The 16916-nt window shown below is 49.3% G+C and carries 17 protein-coding genes and 1 tRNA gene; 5 read left to right on the forward strand and 13 right to left on the reverse strand.

Features of this window, described 5'->3' with window-relative positions:
* Positions 1-85 precede the first annotated feature (85 nt).
* From DPO_RS11860 to DPO_RS11870, 3 genes are read right to left on the reverse strand one after another with little or no spacing between them, the layout of a single operon-like run.
* Positions 86-1843 carry an ARMT1-like domain-containing protein gene (locus tag DPO_RS11860; protein ID WP_006966199.1) on the reverse strand — a complete coding sequence of 586 codons (1758 nt, stop codon included), beginning with the start codon at positions 1841-1843 and terminating at the stop codon, positions 86-88.
* A 27-nt stretch (positions 1844-1870) separates the two neighbouring features.
* Positions 1871-2380 carry a YfcE family phosphodiesterase gene (locus DPO_RS11865; protein ID WP_160166913.1) on the reverse strand — a complete coding sequence of 170 codons (510 nt, stop codon included), beginning with the start codon at positions 2378-2380 and terminating at the stop codon, positions 1871-1873.
* 20 nt (positions 2381-2400) lie between these two features.
* Positions 2401-2706, reverse strand: coding sequence for an integration host factor subunit alpha (locus tag DPO_RS11870; protein WP_006966201.1), 306 nt, complete (start codon positions 2704-2706; stop codon positions 2401-2403).
* Between the two features lie 193 nt (positions 2707-2899).
* Here DPO_RS11870 and purB point away from each other — a divergent pair, with 193 nt between their 5' ends.
* Genes purB through DPO_RS11885 form a run of 3 tightly spaced genes read left to right on the forward strand, consistent with a single transcriptional unit; the run spans position 2900 to position 5162 of the window.
* Positions 2900-4267 carry an adenylosuccinate lyase gene (gene purB / locus DPO_RS11875; protein ID WP_006966202.1) on the forward strand — a complete coding sequence of 456 codons (1368 nt, stop codon included), beginning with the start codon at positions 2900-2902 and terminating at the stop codon, positions 4265-4267.
* Positions 4268-4282: 15 nt separating this feature from the next.
* On the forward strand, positions 4283-4879 hold the full coding sequence (amrA, locus tag DPO_RS11880) for an AmmeMemoRadiSam system protein A (protein ID WP_006966203.1): 597 nt from the start codon (positions 4283-4285) through the stop codon (positions 4877-4879).
* Positions 4880-4883: 4 nt separating this feature from the next.
* Positions 4884-5162 (forward strand): Trp family transcriptional regulator, encoded by a 279-nt coding sequence (locus DPO_RS11885; RefSeq protein WP_006966204.1) that lies wholly within the window; start codon positions 4884-4886, stop codon positions 5160-5162.
* A gap of 8 nt (positions 5163-5170) precedes the next feature.
* Here DPO_RS11885 and DPO_RS11890 read toward each other — a convergent pair whose 3' ends face one another.
* Positions 5171-5779, reverse strand: coding sequence for a phosphoesterase (locus tag DPO_RS11890; RefSeq protein WP_040011872.1), 609 nt, complete (start codon positions 5777-5779; stop codon positions 5171-5173).
* A gap of 108 nt (positions 5780-5887) precedes the next feature.
* Between DPO_RS11890 and DPO_RS23940 the strand changes: the two genes are divergently transcribed.
* Positions 5888-6844, forward strand: a complete 957-nt coding sequence (locus DPO_RS23940; protein ID WP_006966206.1) for an ornithine cyclodeaminase family protein — start codon at positions 5888-5890, stop codon at positions 6842-6844.
* Positions 6845-6863: 19 nt separating this feature from the next.
* Here DPO_RS23940 and DPO_RS11900 read toward each other — a convergent pair.
* Positions 6864-6938 (reverse strand) — tRNA-Gly (locus DPO_RS11900).
* 105 nt (positions 6939-7043) lie between these two features.
* Here DPO_RS11900 and DPO_RS11905 point away from each other — a divergent pair.
* On the forward strand, positions 7044-8033 hold the full coding sequence (locus tag DPO_RS11905) for an NAD-dependent epimerase/dehydratase family protein (protein WP_006966207.1): 990 nt from the start codon (positions 7044-7046) through the stop codon (positions 8031-8033).
* Here the strand turns inward: DPO_RS11905 and DPO_RS11910 are convergent.
* From DPO_RS11910 to DPO_RS25850, 8 genes are all read right to left on the reverse strand, one after another.
* On the reverse strand, positions 8005-8541 hold the full coding sequence (locus tag DPO_RS11910; RefSeq protein WP_006966208.1) for a nitroreductase family protein: 537 nt from the start codon (positions 8539-8541) through the stop codon (positions 8005-8007). The two genes, DPO_RS11905 and DPO_RS11910, sit on opposite strands and share 29 nt — an antisense overlap.
* An 18-nt stretch (positions 8542-8559) precedes the next feature.
* On the reverse strand, positions 8560-8955 hold the full coding sequence (locus DPO_RS11915; protein ID WP_006966209.1) for an FxsA family protein: 396 nt from the start codon (positions 8953-8955) through the stop codon (positions 8560-8562).
* 76 nt (positions 8956-9031) lie between these two features.
* The gene (gene aat, locus DPO_RS11920; RefSeq protein ID WP_006966210.1) at positions 9032-9730 is read right to left on the reverse strand and encodes a leucyl/phenylalanyl-tRNA--protein transferase; all 699 of its coding nucleotides are present in this window, start codon (positions 9728-9730) and stop codon (positions 9032-9034) included.
* The gene (gene clpA / locus DPO_RS11925) at positions 9731-11989 is read right to left on the reverse strand and encodes an ATP-dependent Clp protease ATP-binding subunit ClpA (protein ID WP_006966211.1); all 2259 of its coding nucleotides are present in this window, start codon (positions 11987-11989) and stop codon (positions 9731-9733) included. It lies immediately after the preceding gene.
* Between the two features lie 7 nt (positions 11990-11996).
* Positions 11997-12305, reverse strand: a complete 309-nt coding sequence (locus tag DPO_RS11930) for an ATP-dependent Clp protease adaptor ClpS (RefSeq protein ID WP_006966212.1) — start codon at positions 12303-12305, stop codon at positions 11997-11999.
* 9 nt (positions 12306-12314) lie between these two features.
* On the reverse strand, positions 12315-14837 hold the full coding sequence (secA, locus tag DPO_RS11935; protein ID WP_006966213.1) for a preprotein translocase subunit SecA: 2523 nt from the start codon (positions 14835-14837) through the stop codon (positions 12315-12317).
* A gap of 200 nt (positions 14838-15037) precedes the next feature.
* Entirely contained in the window at positions 15038-15787 is a 750-nt protein-coding gene (locus DPO_RS25845; protein WP_006966214.1) for an amino acid ABC transporter ATP-binding protein, read from the reverse strand.
* Positions 15788-15808: 21 nt separating this feature from the next.
* Positions 15809-16912, reverse strand: a complete 1104-nt coding sequence (locus DPO_RS25850) for an amino acid ABC transporter permease (protein ID WP_006966215.1) — start codon at positions 16910-16912, stop codon at positions 15809-15811.
* Positions 16913-16916: the final 4 nt, after the last annotated feature.

Here is a 16916-nt window from a genome sequence, read left to right on the forward strand (position 1 = left end):
CTTTAAAATGGAACTTCTTTTTTTGTCAACGAAAAGTTTGTATTCATATCCGTATCGCTTTTCTGTAGAGTTGTTTTTTTGCTGATCACAGATCCGCCAGCCGCTGGTCATACATGCTGCCCACGCCATATTCATTGCGCCGCATGAATTTGTCCAGAGAAGGACCGGTGATCTGCATTTCCGGATTGGTTTTCAGCACATTCTGGGCGATCCGCATCTCCTTGGTGCATCCGGTACTGTATGTGGCGTCTTTTCCAATCCATTCCGGCGGCACTTTCTGTTTCATCAAAGCAAAACCTTGAGTGATGTCTTCTGCGGTCTGAAAACGCCAGACATCGATGTAGTTGCTGGTCTGAACAATTTCCCACATATACATCAGATCATCTGCGTCCATGCCCGGTTCATAGTAATTGGACGGGTTAATGATAAACAGGTCCGGATACTGCTTTTTCAAGTGATCGATGAACCGGCTCATGATTTTTTTGGCCACATCGATTTTTCCGGGAATGGAACCGATAATACCGCTGTAGAACATCACGGTCATGTTTTTGGCTTTGGCTGCCTTCATCTGGTCGATGATGCGGTTGGCACGCTCTTCTAAGTCCCGGTGAGAAAAATTGATGACTTCCGGATGCCGGGGTTTGTAAACCACCGATAATCCGGGGATCCCGTCATCATCTTCCACGGTGATGTTGATGATGTTCCGGGTGAACTGAAAATGTGTGTGGATCAGCCGTCTTTTCTGGTCATGGCCCCGGGAAATGACAAAGTCCACTTCCTTGAAGATTCTGGCAAACGTGGTGGAGGCCAGAAGCAGATTCAGGTTTTCCCGGGTTCCGTCAGATACCACATAAATATTTTCATCCTGTTTGAGCAGTTGAACCAGCCGGTTTTTGCTGATGGTTTTTTCAAAGATAAAATGGCTGTCTTCAAGAGCGTTGGCTAAAATGGGATCATTCCGGGTATCTGTAATGGACACTTTTTGGAAGACCGGGGCTTCCTTGACCGCCAGGATCACCAGATGGCCAAGACTTGCCAGGAATTTTGCAATCGCCACATCCACCATGATCCCACCGGCTTCGTCTGTCAGCCAGAGTATTTTACTTTTCCGGGTATGAATCAGGTTTATCAGTTCAGTCAGCCCGTTTCCTGAAATCCGGGTTTCAAACAGGCGTTGGAACGTGTCTACTGAAAGGGGCGTTTCAGGCGGTTTTTCCCATAAGTGGCCGGCACACATCATTGTGAGCAGCCGTTGCAGCTCGATTTCCTTGATTTTTTTTCTCAAGGAATTTAAAGAAAACTGGTTCAGATTTTGAATGGCCCCATCAATGTGATTCAAGGCGGTCATAAAAAAATCCGATGTCAATAACGCCTGGGCCCGGTTGTTTGCATCCTGCTTTTTTCGGGCGAACGGATTTTCAATATGGGTCTGGCTCTGGAATATTTTGCACAGCCGTTTTTCCAGCCGGGAAGGAATGGTCAGGCGGGATTCTATTTCATGATCATATTTAATCCGGATCAAAGCGTAAAGATATTCTTTGTCATAGTCGGATTCAATAAAAGTGTCCACCATGTGCATAATTTTTTCATAAACCGCCTGGTACCGTTTCAACAGGTAGTTTTCCGATGATCTGGACATAATGGCTTCAAACATTTCATCTGAACAGGGGAAATACTGTTCATTGTTTTCCAGAAAAACCATGAATTCGATCTGTTCCACAGTGGCGACTTTATAGGGATAGGCAAACGGGTCGATATGGTTTTCCAGAAAAAACGCAGTCAACCATGCGTCTTGATGCGGATTTTTTTCAGAGGCATTGGAAATAGTGCGGGCATCGGTCATGACAGTTCCTATAATTTTTTCAGCAGGTCAGAGGTTCACAGTCATCAGGGGCAATCCGGTATCAAGGGACCGGATGGAAACAGATGTTTCATCAAAGATGCCGTAAGTTGCCGGTCCTTTTTTGGGGCGGGTGATGGATCCCGGGTTCATGTGAATCTGTGTGTCTGTTTTTTCAAGGGACCAGACATGGGTGTGGCCTTGAATAACAATATCCGTGTCAGACGGTACCGGCACCCGGGGAAACCCATGGTGGACAAACAGGGATCTGCCGTTGGCACAAAATGTCAGGGTGTGGGTTTGTCCGGGAAAAAAGGCGGGTTCGTCACAATTGCCGTATACATAATACATCGGTTTGGCAGCGGTCTTGACATCCTGGCGGATGGCTTCGGGATTGAAATCCGGATGACAGAAACTACCATACCGGGTGTCAAACAGATCACCTGCCACCACCAAAGCATCGGAATGTTCCACAAGCGCCTGGATGGTCAACCAGGTGCTGAGGTTGCCGTGTATGTCTGCGGTTATTAATAATTTCATCAAAAAAAACAACGAGAAGGTTACCGGGTCGGGGCAGACGGGGGCTGTTTGTTGATGAGTTCCCTGAGTTTGCCCGAACATTTGAACGTGACCACCCGTCGGGCCGGGAGTGTCATTTCTTCATCTGTTGCAGGATTTCTTCCTTTTCGGGCACTTTTCTCATTGACACAGAATTTGCCGAATCCGCTGATCATGATGTCTTCACCATTTTCAATGGTGCTTTTTATAATTTCCAGAAATTCTTCCATCACATCATAGGCGGTGTTCCTGGAGAGGTCCAACTGGGTTTGAATCTGTTCGGTGATAATTGTCTTGGTCAATGCCATAAGCGTTTACTCCTGAAAACATGTCTGATTCGGTTGTCACCCCTGGTCAGTGGGCCGGTTTGTATTTGGGATTGTCAATTTCCCAACAGTCTGGTATTGGTATACAGCACCAGTAAATTGAACAGAATGTAATGAATCTGCTTTTGAATGTCAAATGATTATCGATATTTATAATTTTTAACAGGGAGTGGGTATGGAAACGGTAAACGCCATCGGGCCGATGGATGGACGGTATGTCCGGTTAACTGAAGAACTGGCTGATATTTTCAGTGAATCCGGCCTGATCCGTCATCGGGTTCAGGTGGAGATCCAATGGCTGAAATTTATTCTTCATGATTTGAAACTGACGGCGGTTTCACAGGATCCGGCGGCCCTGGACAGCATTGTGGATCAGTTTTGTTCTGAAGATGTCAATCGCATCAAAGCCATTGAACAGACAACCAATCACGATGTCAAGGCCGTGGAATACTTTATCAAGGAAAAACTGGATGCCCTGGGGTTTTCTGAGATCAGGGAATGGGTTCATTTTGCCTGTACATCCGAAGATATCAACAACACGGCCTATGCGTTGATGATGAAAAAAGGCCAGCATCTGACCGTTGATCTGCTGAGCCGATGTATTCAAAAAATTGAGCACAAGGCAAAAGCCTATCAGTCGATTCCCATGATGTCCCGCACCCACGGACAGCCGGCAACACCCACGACCATGGGCAAGGAATTTGTCAATTTTGCCTGGCGGCTGAATCAGGAAAAAACCATTCTGGAGCAGATCCGGATTCAGGCAAAGATCAACGGGGCCACCGGTAATTATAACGCCCATTATTTTGTGTTTCCCGAGGTTGACTGGTTGGCTGCATCCCGGCGCTTCATTGAGTCATATTTAAAACTGGATCCGATTTTGTTCACCACCCAGATCAATCCCAATCAGTATCTGTCCTGCCTGCTTCATACGCTGGTTCGAACCGCTGCCGTGCTGATGGATTTTGACCGGGATATGTGGGGATATATCAGTATCGGGTATTTCAGGCAGCAGGTGGCAAAAGGAGAAACCGGATCTTCCACCATGCCCCATAAAGTGAACCCCATTGATTTTGAAAACAGCGAAGGCAATATGGGCATGGCCATTGCACTGATGGAGCATCTGGCGGTCAAGCTTCAGAAATCCCGCTTTCAGCGGGATTTAAGCGACAGTACGGTTTTAAGAAGCCTGGGAACGGCTTTGGCTTATTTTTTTATCGGTGTGAAAAATACCGTCAAAGGGTTGTCCAAACTGGACCTGGATGAAGCCGCACTTCAAAAAGAGCTGGCCAGCAACCTGGAGCTGCTGGCCGAACCGTTTCAGACCGCCATGCGGGTGTTTGGAGAAGATAACCCTTATGAACGGCTCAAGGATCTGACCCGGGGCAGAAAAATTACTAAAAAAGATCTCACTGCATTTGTGGATACCCTTGAAAAAGTGCCGGATTCAGTGAAAGACAGGATGCGCAATCTTACCCCGGAAACCTATGTCGGCCTGGCTGAAAAACTGGTTAAAACCTATTTTGATTCGTCGACATCCTGAATTTAAGGATAAATTGTGACACAAAAAAAGTATCAGAAAAACCAGCAACACATAAACGGAACCCTTTTGATTCAACTGGCAAAAGCAGCAATTATCCAGAGACTTCTGCCGGATGAAAAAAAAATCGTCCCGGATTTGTCCGACCCGCCACCCGTGTGGCTGAAAGAAAAACGGGGGGTGTTTATCACCCTCCAGAAAAACGGCGCCCTTCGGGGATGTATCGGCACCCTGGAACCCGAAAAATCCCTTCTTGAAAGTGTTCAGGAAAACGCCTGTCATGCCGCGTTTGATGATACCCGGTTTTCTCCGGTGACCCTGGAAGAACTTGAGGATATCCAGATTGAAGTCAACCTGCTTTCAGTGCCTGAAAAATTGTATTATTCCGATGCACAGGATCTTTTAGCCCGGGTGGTCCCGTTTCAGGACGGGGTGATTGTCCAGAAAGGATATCACCGGGCCACTTTTTTACCCCAGGTCTGGGAGCAGCTTCCGGATCCGGAGTCCTTTTTAACGCAACTGTGCCTGAAGGCCCGGCTGGATGCCCATGCATGGCAGGCCGGGGATCTGAAAGTGTTCATCTATCAGGTACAGTCATTCACGGAGAACAGATAATATCATGGCCATTGACCGGGAATTGCTGGATGTCATATCCGGGATCAAAGACAAGGATGAGCTGGCACAGCTTTTCAAAGACCTGTTCACACCTGCAGAGCTCGATGATTTGACCCTGCGGTGGAAACTGCTCAAGGATCTGCACCAAAAAATCCCCCAGCGAAAGATTGCTGAAAAATACAGCATCAGTCTGTGTAAAATCACCCGGGGATCCAAAGTTTTGAAAAAAAAGGAATGTGTGGTAAGCCGCATATTAACGCGGCTCAATAAACCGGCCGTGTGAGCAAAAGATCAATTTTTGTTCAACAGGTCCATGGCCAGGCAGGACCATAATTCCATGTTTAATGATGGCAGCTTGTCTGTGTCTACCCATTGAAACCGGCACAGCTCCGGGCCCGGCACATAGGATGCCGGTGTTTGGGTCAGAATCCGGAAAACCGCGCCTAAGTGGACCCGGCCCACATCAGTGACGGTTTCATGGATAATGCCGGAAAAAACCGGCAGATCGTCAGAAGGGTGCTGTGTCAGTTCTTCATCCAGTTCCCGGGCCATGCCGGACATCAGAATTTGCTGGAACGATTCTGATGTCTTGGATTGATCCCGGGGATTGATATGGCCGCCGATGCCTGATGACCACAAGTCATGAAGCCGGGTTTCACTTCCCTGGCGAAGGTATACCGCCGTTTTGCCCAAGTCCCGGGTTTGAAGTATGATATAGGGAATCACCTGCTGCCAGCCGGCATCTTCTTCCGCCAGGGCCCGGTCCACAAATTCATGCCCGGCCCGGGCGCACTGATCGACAAATGCGGAAAAATCCATGGGCAACTTTGCGGTTTGGGCCATCCATGCCTTTGGCAGCAAGTTTTGACGAATACATAATATTTTTTCTGTTTTCTGCAAGCATGCCTCCTTTTTTACCAAGAACGATCAAGGTGTATGGTATTTTGATCATCCTTATGTTAAGAAAAATTAAATTGCAACCCCATGTATGCGTGATTGAGGTGTTTTATGCGTTTTTTCAATCAGGAAACCATTGACCGTGTCCCTTATGACGTCATTCAAAAAGCGGTGGAACAGGCATATCTCATGCAGTCGGCTCAAAAATTTCTCATGCCGGACCGGATCCATGTGCCCCAAAAAGAAAATACATTGCTGCTCATGCCCTGTTTTGGTGATGCCTATATGGCCACCAAACTGGTGACGGTGTTTCCCAAAGCACCTGAAAGCGGTTTTCCGGTGGTGAACGGCATGGTGATACTGGCGGACACTCATACCGGACAACCGCTTGCCATTCTGGACGGGGCCGCATTGACGGCCCGGCGGACCGGGGCGGTGGGCGGCCTGGCAACAGCCTGTCTGTCGCCGGATTCAGTCCACACGGCCGGCGTTATCGGGGCAGGGGTCCAGGGAAGAAGCCAGGCGGCGTTTCTGCTGTTCAACCGGCAGATTGATACATTGTGGGTGTGGGATGTGAACCCGGTTGCTGCAGACAAGATGACCTTAGAAATACAGGCGGCCTGGCCCAAAGTAACCTGCCGGGTGGCAAAATCCGCCCGTGATCTGATGACCCGGTCCCAGGTGGTGATTGCCGCTACCACCAGCACGAAACCGGTGTTTGACGCAGGTGTATCAGAGATTCTGGGCAAAACGTTCATCTCCATCGGGTCATTTACCCCGCAGATGAAAGAATTCCCTGATGCGGTGATCAAAGGGGCGGATGCCGTGTATGTGGACACCCTGTTTGCAACAGAAGAATCCGGGGATATCTGCCAGCCCCTTGAAAACAAGGTGGTGTCCAGGGAAAAAATTCTTGCTTTTGCATCTGTGGTGCAGCAGCCCGTGGATCCAAGCGGCGGCACTGTGTTTTTCAAATCCGTGGGCATGGCCCTGTTTGACCTGACAGTGGCGGCCGCTGTGCTTGAATGGGGAATACAGGAAAATCAGGGACAAACGCTGAGCATGTGATGTGAAAACAAGAAAGAAATGGAGCGGGAAACGGGATTTGAACCCGCGACTTCGACCTTGGCAAGGTCGCACTCTACCACTGAGTTATTCCCGCTCAGCAAAAAACGAAAATTTATCTACGTTAAAACACGGGCGTTGTCAAGTGGATAGTTGAAAAAACGTTTAAAAACCCTAAAAATAAATATGACGCAGGAGGACAATGGAGCCGGTTCTGGTAACAGGCGGGGGCGGATTTTTAGGCAAAGCCCTGGTCAAAAAACTGCGGGTGCACAATTATGCGGTCACCTCGTTTTCCCGGCGGCATCACCCGTCTCTGGCCCGGATGGGGGTGCCTCAGATTCAGGGGGATCTCACTGATGCAGATGCGGTTAAAAAAGCGGTCATAGGGATGGAGACCGTGTTTCATGTGGCAGCCAAACCCGGTGTGTGGGGATCATATGACACCTATTATGCCGTGAATGTGACCGGCACGGGCCATGTGGTAAAAGCCTGCCGGGCCCAGGGGGTGAAACGCCTGATTTACACGAGCTCTCCCAGTGTAATATTTGATGAATCCGACATGGAAAATGTGGATGAGTCGGTTTCCTATCCGAAGACATATCTGGCCCCTTATCCGGAAACCAAGGCGATTGCGGAAAAAAAAGTGCGCCAGGCAGCAACACAGGGACTGGATGTCATCATTCTCAGACCTCACTTGATCTGGGGTCCGGAAGACAACCATCTGGTGCCGGGCATTTTGAAACGGGCGGGACGGCTGAAAATCGTGGGCCGCGTCGATGATCTGGTGGATACCATTTATGTGGACAATGCAGCCCTGGCCCATGTGCTGGCAGCCCAAAAACTGAAAGAAAATCCCTCATTGTCCGGAAATATCTATTTCATCAGCCAGGATGAACCGGTATCCAAATGGGCGTTGGCCAATGCGTTTCTGGAGGCAGCCGGCCTGCCGCTCATCAAAGGCCATGTTTCCGCCCGGACCGCGTACGCGGCAGGATGGTGCTTTGAAAAAATTTATGGCCTGCTGGGCATCATTTCAGAGCCGCCCATGACCCGGTTTATGGCAAAGGAGCTGGCCACATCCCACTGGTTTAACATTACCCGGGCCAAAACAGATCTGGGATATTATCCGGAAATATCGACCCAAGAGGGGTTGAGGCGGCTTAAGGCATGGCTTTCCCGAAATGGTTGAAAAATACCTTGTCATATGCCAGAGCGGTTTTTGAATGCCCGGATTTGGTTTCATCCGGGTATCCTATGGCAATAATGGATTCCACCGCCATATTATCCGGTATATCCAGCAGCTCTTTGATATAAGCATCTGCGGTTTTATCCGGTGATCGGTCCCGTTTGCGGATCTGTATCCAGCAGGATCCCAGGCCCAGATCATGGGCTGCCAGGTGTATGAAAGTGGATGCAATGGCACAGTCTTCCACCCACACGTCACTGCCATCAGGATCGCCGCAGACCACAAATCCCAGAGGCGCGTTTTTCAAAAAAGACGCACCATGGGGTTTGGCATCCGCCAGTTTTGCCAGCAGGTCCGGCTGATCCACCACGATAAACCGCCATGGTCTGAAATCCCGAGAAGAAGGGGCTCTTAAAGCCGCTTCAATCAACTGGTCAATTATTTCTTTATCAACGGACCGGTCTGTAAATTTTCTGATGCTTCTGCGGGTCTGAATCTGTTTTAAAAACATGTTTTCTCCTGATTTGTTTCAAGGATACCGGGTGATATTAATATTGCCGCCGGCCTGGAGTTCATCGAATTTTTTTCGCAGAAACCGTTTAAAACGGTTCCGGGTTACCGGCCACAGCAGCAGCAGTCCCGCAACATCCGTGATCAGTCCCGGGGTGATCAAAACCAGACCGGCAATCAGGATGATCAATCCATCCATCAGATCTTCTGCCGGCATGATGCCCTGCTGCAAATTCATACGGACTTTGAGCATGGTCACCATGCCCTGCATTCGGGCCAGCCAGGCACCGGCAAATCCAGTGAGGATCACCAGCAAAATAGTATTGAATCCCCCGATCACCGTCCCCAGTTTAATGAGCAGATACAACTCCAAAATGGGAATCAGGGTGAAACACAAAAAAAGTTTGAGCAGCATAATGCACATCCTCCAAAAAAATATATGCTTTAAATTATGGGAGTGAATCCTGGTTTGTCAAGACAACGAAAGTCGTTCAGAAAGATGGAATGGTTGTGCAGTCCCAGACCCCGGGAACTGGTTGCCGGATAATGGAACGGCCCAGGATGTCCAGAAACCGGTATCGGGGGATTTCAACCGCCCCCATCCGGCATAGATGGTCTGTGGTCACCTGGCAGTCAATGAGGTCAAAACCATGCGTTTCCAGATGATGGGCCAGAGCCACCAGCGCTGCTTTGGATGCATCGGATTGAAAACTGAACATGGATTCTCCGAAAAACATGCACCCGATCCCCACGCCGTATAATCCTCCCACCAGACGGTCCTGGTGCCAGGCTTCCACGGAATGGGCATATCCTTTGTGGTGAAGTTCAATATATGCTTCCTGCATCTCTTTGACCAGCCAGGTGCCTTCATCCGGATCTTTTCTGGGTTGAGAACAGGCCTGAATCGTTTGCTCAAACGCCTGATTAACCGTTAGGGTAAAAATTTTTTTTTTAATTTTTTTTCCCAGGCTCCGGGAAATCCGGATACCGGAAGGATAGAGCACCAGGCGAGGGTCCGGAGACCACCATAAAACAGGCTCATTGTCTGAAAACCACGGAAAGATACCGTTTTGATATGCCAGTAATATCCGGTCACAGGAAAGATCCCCGCCGATGCACAGCAGCCCGTCAGACCGGGCCAGCCATGGCGGCGGGAATTCCAGGCGGGAGGACAATCGAAACAAAGGCATTCAGTCCTTAAACTGAAATGTCAATTGATCATTTTTCAGTCCAATCAGAATTTTACCGCCTTTTGTCAGTTTGCCGAACAGAATTTCATCCGTGAGCCGGTCTTTGATCTGCACCTGAATCAGGCGGGCCAGGGGCCGTGCTCCGAATTTGGGATCATAGCCTTTTTGGGCCAGGTAAGACCGCACCGAAGCGGAATAGCTCACGCGGATCTGCCGCGCCTTGAGCATCTGTTTAAGCTCATCCATGTCTTTGTCCACAATTTTTTCCATGGTGGCTGTGGACAGGTGGTTGAACTGAACAATGCCGTCCAGCCGGTTGCGGAATTCAGGACTGAACGTCTGTTCCACGGCCTTCAATCCCCGGGTGTCACCGGTGGTTTCCTGAGCACCGAATCCGATGCTGTTGGCACTCATCTCCCTGGCCCCGGCGTTGGAAGTCATAATAATGACCACGTTGCGGAAATCCGCCGCTTTGCCGTTATTGTCCGTCAGCGTGGCATAATCCATCACCTGAAGCAGGATATTGTACAGATCCATATGTGCTTTTTCGATTTCATCCAGCAGCAGGACACAATAGGGATGTTTGCGGATGCCGTCGGTGAGAATGCCGCCCTGATCAAATCCCACATACCCCGGCGGAGCACCGATCAATCGGGACACGGCGTGTTTCTCCATATATTCACTCATGTCAAACCGCAGAAATTCGATCCCCATGTTGGCGGCCAGCTGTTTGGCCACTTCGGTTTTGCCCACCCCTGTGGGTCCTGTGAACAAAAACGAACCCACAGGCCGGTCCGGTGCGGCCAGCCCGGCCCGGGACCGCTTGATGGCGGTGGTCAGGATTTGAATGGCATCGTCTTGTCCGAAAATCACATTGGAGAGCCGTTCCGGCAATGATTCCAGATTGGCCTTGTCTGTGGCGGTCACAGATGTCACCGGCACTTTGGCGATTTTGGCCACTATGGTTTCAATGTCTTTGGGTGTAACATTTTTGCGGTTGGCGGCCCCTTTGAGGCGCAGATATGCCCCGGTCTCATCCATCACATCAATGGCCTTGTCCGGCAGAAACCGGTCATTGATATATTTATCAGACAGATATGCGGCCGCTTCAATGGTCTGATCTGAATAGTTCAGGCCATGGTGTTCTTCATAGTAGGGCCGCAATCCCATGAGAATCATGCGGGTATCTTCCACACTGGGTTCGGACACTTCTATTTTTTCAAACCGCCGGGAAAAGGCCCGGTCTTTTTCAAAATGGTTTTTGTATTCCTCATAGGTGGTGGTACCGATACACTTGATATCCCCGGAAGAAAGGGCCGGTTTCAGGATATTGGAGGCATCCATGGAACCGGAACTGGTGGCACCCGCCCCCACCACAGTATGGATTTCGTCGATAACCAGCAAGGCGTTTTCTTTTTCTTCCAGGGCAGTGATCACATCTTTGAGCCGCTGTTCAAAATCACCTCTGTATTTGGTACCGGCCAGCAACGCCCCCATATCCAGGGAAAACAATTCACTGTCTTCGAGCAGGGCCGGCACTTCATGCTGATGGATTTTTAAAGCCAGGCCTTCAGCAATAGCGGTTTTCCCCACCCCGGGATCTCCCACTAAAATGGGATTGTTTTTCCGGCGGCGGCACAGCACCTGCATCACCCGGTCCAGTTCATTTTCCCGGCCGATGATCGGGTCGATCCGGTTGTTTGCCGCTTTGGTCAGCAGATTGGTGGTAAACAGCTCCAACGGGTCTTTTTTCTTTTGCCGCTGGGTTCTGCGGTCATCCATTTTAAACATTTTCTGGGCCGGGTCCGGGGTCTGTTTGGATTTTTTGTCCGTTGCCGTGGCATGGGAAATATGCCGCAGTACATCCAGACGGGTAATTCCTTCCGATTCCAGATAAAACGCGGCATGGGAATCTTTTTCCTGAAAAATGGATGCCAGGATGTCTCCCAGATTGACCTCGCTTTTTTCAGCGGACCGGGCATGGTTGATGGCCCGCTGGATCATGCGCTGAAACCCGATGGTCTGCTGAAGCACATATTCTTCCTGAGAATCGATTTTGGTGAGTTTTTCATCAAAAAATTTTTCCAGTTCCTGTTTGATCTGTTCAGGATTTCCCCCGCACTTTTCTATGGTATCGGAACCGGATTCATGGTTCAGGATCGCATAAAGAACATGTTCTACACAGACATATTCATGCCGTCTTTTTTTGGCTTCCCTTACGGCAAACCCGAGGGCAGTGCTCAGTTCCTTGCTAATCATATTTGCCTTACTCCTTTTCCATGGTACTTTTTAAAGGAAATCCCCGGCTGCTGGCCAGGTGATGCACCGTCTCGACTTTGGTTTCTGCGATTTCTCTGGTATATATGCCACACACTGCGTTTCCTTTATGATGTATATTAAGCATAGTTTGCGTCGCTTTTTCAAGTGGTTTTCCAAAAACCGTGATCAGAATTTCCACCACAAATTCCATGGTGGTGTAATCGTCATTGTGAAGAATGACTTTATATTGCGGCGGCAATTCTTTTCGTGTTTTTGAAAAGATGTCCGTCCGGGTTTGAAAATCAGTACTCGCCATTGCCGGGCCTCAATTCATACAGCATTTTTTATATTTTTTTCCGCTGCCGCAGGGGCAGGGGTCATTGCGCTGTACTTTTTCTGTTGTTCGTTTCACCGGTTTTTTAACCGCGTCCTCTGACGCATGGGAAAAGGTCAGTTCCTGTCGGGGCTTGGGCTGAAGTTCTTCCGCCGGCACAGCTGCTGTAATCTGGATTTTGAACAGGATATCTACAATTTCGTCCTTGATCCGGGCCATGAGATCCTGAAACATGTCAAAGCCTTCTTTTTTGTAAATCCGCAGCGGATCCTGCTGGGCATAGCCTCTCAAGCCGATCCCCTCTTTAAGATGATCCATGGCCAGCAAATGTTCCTTCCATCGCGTGTCCACGGTCTGAAGCACCACAAACCGTTCCAGAGATCGGGCCTGGTCCGCTCCGATCATGGCTTCTTTGGTTTCATAATATGTTTTGGCCTGGTCAAACACATGGTCGGCCAGATCATCCGGACTGGTATGAGATAAAGGCCGGGACGTCAAATCCAGATCAAAATTGAACACCTGTTTGATCTCTTTTTCAAGGCCTTTAAGATCCCAGTCTTTGGCAGGGGTTTTATCGGAGACAAATCCGTTCACCACATCCCATGTCTTGTCTTCCATCATGTCCAGGACCACGGATTTCAGATCTTTTTCCAGCAGTGCCTGACGGCGCTGCCGGTAGATCACTTCCCGCTGCTGATTCATGACATCATCAAATTCCAGCAGATGTTTTCTGATCTCAAAGTTATGGCCTTCCACCTTGGACTGGGCATTTTCTATGGCCTTGGAAATGAATGAATGTTCAATGTGCTCACCGTCTTCGATGCCCAGCCGGTCCATGACCTTGTGAATCCGGTCCCCGCCGAAGATTCGGAGCAGGTCATCTTCCAGGGACAGATAGAACCGGGAAGAACCCGGGTCTCCCTGACGTCCGGCCCGGCCCCGGAGCTGGTTGTCGATACGCCGGGATTCATGGCGGGACGTTCCTAAAATATGCAGTCCCCCCAGTTCCACCACCCCTTCTCCAAGTTTGATATCTGTTCCCCGGCCGGCCATATTGGTGGAAATGGTGACGGCGTTTTTCTGGCCGGCATTGGCAATAATTTCCGCTTCTGCCTTGTGATGCTTGGCGTTCAGTACATTGTGGGGAATTCCCTTTTTTTTGAGGGTTTTACTCAAATCTTCCGACACATCAATGGAAATGGTACCCACCAGCACGGGCTGCCCTTTTTTGTGCAGATCCATGATCTCTTTTATGGCGGCATCATATTTTTCTTTACGGGTTTTGTAGATCAGGTCGGGAAAGTCTTTCCGGACCATGGGTTTATGTGTGGGGATCACCAGTACGTTCAGGTCATATATTTTTTTGAACTCCGGTGCTTCGGTTTCCGCAGTACCGGTCATACCCGACAGTTTGTCGTACATCCTGAAATAGTTCTGAAACGTGATGGATGCCAGGGTCTGGTTCTCATTTTCGATTTTTACGCCTTCTTTGGCTTCCAGGGCCTGGTGAAGGCCTTCACTGTATCGCCGGCCCGACATGAGTCGTCCGGTGAATTCATCCACGATCACCACCTGATTGTTTTTGACAATATAATCCGTGTCCCGTTTGAACAGGGTATGGGCCTTCAACGCCTGGTTCAGGTGATGCAGGACTTCGATGTTGGCGGGATCGTATAAATTGTCCACATTGAGCAGTTTTTCCCCTTTGGCAATCCCGGTTTCGGTCAAAGTGGCGGTTTTGGCCTCCTCGTCCAGGGTATAATCCTCGTCTTTTTTAAATCCGGGTAACATGGCATTCACCTGGGTGTACAAATGGGTGGATTTTTCAGCCGGACCGGAAATAATCAACGGGGTCCTGGCCTCATCAATGAGAATGGAGTCCACTTCATCTACAATGGCAAAATTGAGTTGCTTCTGGGCCAGGCTGTCTTTGTCGAATTTCATGTTGTCCCGCAGATAGTCGAACCCGAACTCATTGTTGGTCCCGTAGGTAATATCTGCGGCATAGGCCTGTTTTCTTTCCTGGTCGTTCATGTCATGAAGGATGACACCGGTGCTCAGATCCAGAAACCGGTATATTTCATCCATCCATTGTGCATCCCGGTCGGCCAGATAATCATTGACCGTGACAATGTGCACACCCTTGCCGGACAATGCATTCAAATAGGCGGCCAGGGTGGACATCAAGGTTTTACCTTCACCGGTCTTCATTTCCGCGATCATTCCCTGGTGCAATGCAATGCCGCCGATGAGCTGCACATCAAAATGCCGCATCCCCAATGTGCGTACCGATGCTTCCCTGACCAGGGCAAACGCTTCAGGCAGCAGATCGTCCAGTGATTCTTTGTTTGCCACCCGTTGTTTGAATTCATGGGTTTTTTGGGCCATATCCGTATCGGACAACCGCTTCATCTCGGGTTCCAGTTCGTTGATTCGCTGGACAAGGGGTGCCAGTTTCTTTAAAATCCGATCATTGCTGGAACCAAAGACCTTGGTGAAAAAATTGAGTATCATTTATAATTTTACCTGCATGTTAATGTGAACCGTCTGGTTTTGTTGTTATGGTTAAACATATAATCATTCATTTTAAAAATAAAACGGAAAAATAAAAAATGATTTAAATCATTTGTGAAAAAAAGAGTGAGAATCGCCTGTAAACGGTCTGGTACCGTAATAAAAACAGGTATCAGACCGGTGGCTTCATCGGGTGATGTTCAATGAAGAATCTGACTTAAAAAGAATTGGGTCCGTTCATGCTGCGGGTTTTCAAAAAAATCGATGGGGTTGTTTTCTTCTAAAATCATGCCGTCATCCATGAGCATGACCCGCTGGGCCACGGTTTTGGCAAATCCCATTTCATGGGACACCACAATCATGGTCATGCCTTCTTCCGACAGCTGCACCATTACATCCAGCACCTCTTTGACCATTTCCGGGTCCAGAGCCGAGGTGGGTTCGTCAAACAGCATCACCTTGGGTTTCATGCACAGGCTTCGGGCAATGGCCACCCGCTGCTGCTGACCTCCGGACAACTGACCCGGAAATTTGTTGGCCTGTTCCGCGATTTTGACTTTTTCCAGATAAAACATGGCGGTTTCTTCCGCCTGTTTTTTCGGGGTCTTGCGGACCCAGATGGGGCCTAAAGTCAGGTTGTCTAAGATGGTGAGATGGGGAAACAGGTTGAAATGCTGAAACACCATGCCCACTTCCGTGCGGATGGTTTCAATGTTTTTCAGATTGTTGGTCAGCTCAATGCCGTCCACGATGATTTTGCCTTTCTGGTGTTCTTCCAGTCGGTTGATGCACCGGATCAGCGTGGATTTTCCGGAACCCGAAGGCCCGCAGATGACAATTTTTTCCTGTCGTTTAACTTCCAGGTTGATGTTTTTCAACACATGAAAATCACCATACCATTTATTAAGGTTTTTCACTTGAATGATGGGGTCGTCGGTTGCGTCGGTCATATCAGGTTCCTAAAACGTGGGTTAACTGCGTTTGTCCGTGTCCAGTTCCTGTTCCAGCTTTCTGGAAAAATTGGACATGGAAAAACATCCTAAGAAATACATCAGCGCCACAAACAGGTACATCTCTGTGGAGAATCCGTTCCATTCCGGGTGCTGGATCACGGTTTTGGAAGTGAGCAAAAAATCGTATAAAGCAATGATTACCACCAGAGACGTATCCTTGAACGCGGAGATCAACACACTCAAGGTCGGAGGGATGACAATTTTCAGTGCCTGGGGTAAAATGACCAGCCGCATGGTCTGATAGTAGTTCAGGCCCAATGCGTCGGCAGCTTCGTACTGGCCCCCGGACATGCCCTGGAGCCCGCCTCTTACCACTTCCGCCACATAAGCGGCGGTAAACAGAATAATGGCCACCTGGGCCCGCAAAATTTTGTTGATGGTCACCCCTTCGGGCAAAAACAAAGGAAAGATGATGGAGGACATGAACAGCAGACTGATGAGCGGCACGCCTCTGATCAGTTCGATATACCCGATGGACAGATACCGGATCATGGGCATATGGGAATCTCTGCCCAAAGCCAGAATCACGCCCAAAGGATAGGCAGCTGCCAGTCCGAACACCGATAAAAGCAGTGTAAGCGGCAGACCACCCCATTTCATGCTGTCCACCGGGGTCAGCCAGAAAATTCCGCCTTTCATCAGAATGCCCATGGCCACCAGGCCGATCATCCAGGCATATCCCAGTTTTTTGGACCAGAACCGTTTGTGATAGGAAAAAAACAGCAGCGTGAACAGCAGGAGCATGGCGCCAAACGGCCGCCAGTGAAGGTCATGGGGATAAAATCCAAAAATGACGAACCGCAGGTTTTTCAACACCACGGACCAGCAGGCCCCGGGGCATTCTTTGCATTCCGCTCCCGTGGTGAACCAGACCGAATCGATAAACGCCCATTTAATGAACGGCGGCACAAATTTGAGTAGAAACGCTAAAAACACAAGGGTCAGAATCGAGTTGAATACCCCGTTGAACAGATTTTCCTTGAGCCAGCCGATCGCTCCCCGATGCACGACAGGGGGTTTCATTTTCTGGATGGCATCTTTGTCTATGGCAACAATACCCATGGCA

Origin of the sequence: Desulfotignum phosphitoxidans DSM 13687, assembly GCF_000350545.1 — a bacterium.
GTDB classification, from domain to species: domain Bacteria; phylum Desulfobacterota; class Desulfobacteria; order Desulfobacterales; family Desulfobacteraceae; genus Desulfotignum; species Desulfotignum phosphitoxidans.